This window comes from Pseudomonas sp. 3JA (assembly GCF_036961705.1).
GTDB classification, from domain to species: domain Bacteria; phylum Pseudomonadota; class Gammaproteobacteria; order Pseudomonadales; family Pseudomonadaceae; genus Aquipseudomonas; species Aquipseudomonas fluorescens_Q.
Genome location: NZ_JBAMDJ010000102.1, coordinates 1 through 1059, shown reverse-complemented (window position 1 = coordinate 1059; position 1059 = coordinate 1). Strand labels below are relative to the sequence as shown.

The 1059-nt window shown below is 64.9% G+C and carries 1 protein-coding gene; it reads left to right on the top strand.

Annotation, left to right across the window (positions count from 1 at the left end):
* Nucleotides 1-1059 (top strand): DUF6531 domain-containing protein (locus V7773_RS30225; RefSeq protein WP_336076497.1); only part of this gene is annotated, 1059 nt, incomplete at both ends.

Here is a 1059-nt window from a genome sequence, read left to right as displayed (position 1 = left end):
TTCTTCAGCAAACTGCCGTGCATGCTGGTGGGCGGCGCGGTGTCCATGGCCGCCAGCAGCGCGGCGAACGCGGCCGCCAACGCCGCCATGGGTTCGTCGAACCCGGTGCACGCCGCCACCGGGGCCAAAGTGCTGGGCGCTGACGAGGACCTGGATTTCGTCTTGCCCGGCATCCTGCCGATTGACTGGCAGCGCGTCTACAACAGCCGTGACGAACGTCGCGACAGTTTGTTCGGTGCCGGGTGGAGCGTCGCCTACGAAGTCCAGGTGGAAGTCCAGCCTCATCCCGAGGGCGGCGAAACCCTGGTCTACACCGACGAACAGGGCCGGCCCATCGACATGGGTTCCATCCCCTTGGGCGGCGCGGTGTTCAGCGCTGGCGAAGGCCTGGCCGTGCGCCGCCATGTGAACGGGCAATTGCTGATCGAAAGCGAAGACGGCCTGTACCGCTTGTTCGAACCTTCGCCAGCCAACCCATCACACTTGCGCCTGAGCCAACTGGGCGACCGCAACGACAACCGCATCCACCTCGACTACGACGACGCCGGACGCCTGGTACGGCTGCGCGACACCTTCGACTTGGTGCAAGTCGAGCTGATCCGCGCAGGCGAACGCGTCACCCACATCGAGCGCCTCTACCCCGACCAATCGCGGGAAGTGCTGGTCAGCTACGCCTACGACGCGGCCAACACCCTCGCCGAAGTGCGCGACGCCAGCGGCCAGGTGCAACGGCGCTTTTGCTACGACGCCGGGCAACGGATGGTCGAGCACCAGTTGCCCAGTGGCCTGCATTGCTTCTACGAATGGGCCCTGATAGACGATCAGGAATGGCGCGTGGTCCGGCACTGGACCGACGAAGGCGACGCCTACCAGTTCGACTATGACCTCAAGGCCGGCATCACCCGCATCAGCGACAGCCTGCAACGCGTCAGCACCCGGCACTGGAACAGCCAGCACCAGATCACCCAATACACCGACAACCTCGGTCAGACCTGGCTGTTCGAATGGAACGATGAGCGCCAGATGCTCAGCGCCACCGATCCACAGGGCGGCCAGTAC